The organism is Streptomyces sp. YS-3 (assembly GCF_045257485.1).
In the GTDB taxonomy this organism is placed as follows: domain Bacteria; phylum Actinomycetota; class Actinomycetes; order Streptomycetales; family Streptomycetaceae; genus Streptomyces.
The window spans coordinates 1-3,080 of record NZ_JBJHPC010000729.1; the positions used below are offsets into that span (position 1 = coordinate 1).

General features: G+C 74.7%; 2 protein-coding genes. Both read left to right on the forward strand.

All coding sequences use genetic code 11. From position 1 onward, the window contains the following. On the forward strand, window positions 1–1,407 hold a 1,407-nt coding region (locus tag ACJA3G_RS33950; protein ID WP_406556877.1), incomplete at its 5' end, for a DUF58 domain-containing protein. After that, a partial coding sequence (locus ACJA3G_RS33955) for a transglutaminaseTgpA domain-containing protein (protein ID WP_406556878.1) occupies window positions 1,404–3,080 on the forward strand: 1,677 nt, incomplete at its 3' end. The genes ACJA3G_RS33950 and ACJA3G_RS33955, both read left to right, overlap by 4 nt.

The following is a 3,080-nucleotide window of genomic DNA, read 5'->3' on the forward strand; positions in this document are numbered from 1 at the left end:
GGGCCGGAGGACACCGACCGGGGCGGGGCCCGGGCGGCCCTGTCCGGGCTGACCACCCGCGGCCGGTCGTTCCTGGCCGCCGGGATCGCCGCCGCGGTCTGCGCGTACGTCCTGGGCCAGGAGGACCTGCTGCGGGTCGGGCTGCTGCTCGCCGTGCTGCCCCTGGTCTGCACGACCGTCCTGTACCGCACGCGCTACCGGGTCGCGGGCAGCAGGCGGCTGGCGCCCGCGCGCGTGCCCGCGGGCGCCGAGGCCCGGGTGCACCTGCGCGTCGACAACGTCTCCCGGCTGCCCACGGGCCTGCTCATGCTCCAGGACCGGGTGCCGTACGTGCTGGGACCGCGCCCCCGTTTCGTCCTGGACCGGGTGGAGGCGGGCGGCAGGCGCGAGGTGTCCTACCGGGTCCGCTCGGATCTGCGCGGGCGCTATCCGCTCGGCCCGCTCCAGCTGCGGCTGACCGACCCGTTCGGGATGTGCGAGCTCACGCGCGCGTTCAGCGCCCAGGACACCCTCACGGTGATACCGCGCACCGAGCCCCTGCCGCCGGTGCGCCTGTCCGGCGAGGCCGCCGGGTACGGCGACGGCCGCCACCGCTCGCTGGCGCTGGCCGGCGAGGACGACGTGATCCCGCGGCTGTACCGGCACGGCGACGACCTGCGCCGGGTGCACTGGCGCTCCACCGCGCGCTACGGCGAGCTGATGGTGCGCCGCGAGGAGCAGCCGCAGCGGGCCAGGTGCACGGTGCTCCTGGACACCCGTGACCTCGCGTACGCGGGCGCGGGCCCCGACTCGGCCTTCGAGTGGGCGGTGTCGGGCGCCGCCTCGGCGCTGGTGCACATGCTGGAGCGCGGCTACTCGGTGCGTCTGCTCACCGACACCGGAAGCTCGGTGCCGGGCGAGGGGGAGGGCGGGTTCGCCGGAACCACCCAGGACTCCTCGGACGCGGCGGGACTGATGATGGACACCCTCGCGGTCGTGGACCACTCCGACGGCGGTGGCCTCTCGCACGCGTACGACGTGCTGCGCGGCGGGAACGAAGGACTGCTCGTCGGGTTCTTCGGGGACCTCGACGAGGAACAGGCCGCGGTCGCGGCGAAGATGCGGCGGCGCAGCGGCGCCGCGGTCGCCTTCGTCCTGGACAGCGACCTGTGGACGTACGGCTCGCCGCCGCCCGGGGGCTTCGGCCCGGCCGAGCGGACGCTGCGGCTGCTGCGCGAGGCAGGGTGGACGGCGCTGGCCGTGCCGCCGGGCGCCTCGCTCGCCGAGCTGTGGCGGCAGGCGGGCCAGGAACGGACAGGGACAGCGACGGGGACAGGGACGGGGACGGGGACAGGGGCCGCTTCGGGCGGCGCTCCGTGGCCGTCGGGAACATCGGGGATACCGGGAATGTCAGGGGCGTGGTCATGAGCGGGCGCGGGCGGCTGGCGCTGTGCGCCTTCGCCGCCACGGTGATGACGTCGTGCTCCATGCTGCCGCTCGTCGACCGGGCGACCTGGATCGTGCAGGCCGCGTTCCTGCTCGCCCTCCAGGCCGGGGTGGGCGCGCTCGCCCGCCGGGTGCCGCTGGCGCGGCCGTTGACGGTGCTGGTGCAGGCCGCGGTGACGCTGATGCTGCTGACCGTGGTGTTCGCCCGGGAGCAGGCGCTGATCGGGCTGCTGCCGGGGCCGGAGGCCTTCGAGCACCTCTCCGGGCTGCTCCAGCAGGGGGCCGACGACGTCAGCCGGTACACGATCCCGGCGCCCGCCACCGACGGCATCCGCCTGATGGTGGTGGGCGGGACGCTGATGATCGGGCTGGTGGTGGACGCGCTCGCGGTGACCTTCCGCAGCGCCGCCCCGGCCGGGCTGCCGCTCCTCGCGCTGTACTCGGTGGCCGCCGGGCTCTCGAACGGCGGGGCGAGCTGGCTGTGGTTCCTGCTGGCGGCCGGTGGCTATCTGCTGCTCCTGCTCGCCGAGGGCCGGGACCGGCTCTCGCAGTGGGGGCGGATGTTCGGCGGCGCGGCCCGGTCGGACCGGCCGCAGACGCCGTTCGAGCCGGACAGCGGCCCGCTGGCGCCGGTCCGTACCGGCCGCCGGATCGGGGCGCTCGCCCTGGGCATCGCCCTGGTGATCCCGGCCGCGCTGCCGGCCATGGGCACCGGGCTGCTCGGCGGGAGCGGCGGCGGCAGCGGGGAGGGCGGCGGCGGAGGCACGATCTCCGCGGTCAACCCGCTGGTCTCGCTCCAGAACAGCCTCAACCAGCCCGAGGACCGCGAGGTCCTGCGCTACCGCACCAACGCTCAGGACACCCAGGACCTGTATCTGCGGATCGTGGCCCTCGACCAGTTCGACGGGGCTTCCTGGAAGTCGTCCGAGCGCAAGATCAAGGACGTACCGGACGTGCTGCCGCAGCCCGAGGGGCTGAGCCCGGCGATCGGCACCGCCGAGATCCGCACGAGCGTGTCGGCCGCCGGCTGGTACACCCAGAACTGGCTGCCGATGCCCTACCCGGCGACCAAGGTCGACATCGGCGGGCACTGGCGCTTCGAGCCGGTCGGCCGGACCCTGGTGGGCGACCGGGGGCAGACCACCCAGGGCGTCCAGTACCAGGTCAGCAGCCTCCAGGTGCGTCCGACGGCGGACCAGTTGGCCACCGCCCTGCCCGCTCCCCCGGCGCTGGCGCGGGAGTACACGAAGGTCCCGCAGACCCTGCCGCGCATCGTGGGCACGACGGCCCGCAGGATCACCAAGGGCGCCACCACGGACTACCAGCGGGCCGTGATGCTGCAGGACTGGTTCGCGGTGAAGGGCGGGTTCACGTACGACACCCAGGTCGAGTCCGGCAGCGGTACGGAGGCGATTGCCCGCTTCCTCAAGGACAAGCAGGGCTTCTGCGTCCACTTCTCCTTCACGATGGCCGCGATGGCCCGGACCCTGGGCATACCGGCCCGGGTGGCGGTGGGCTTCACGCCCGGCGAGCCGCGTTCGGACGGGACGATGTCGGTGGGGCTGCGGGACGCGCACGCGTGGCCCGAGCTGTACTTCGAGGGTGTGGGCTGGACCCGGTTCGAGCCGACCCCCTCGCGCGGTTCGGCCCCCGAC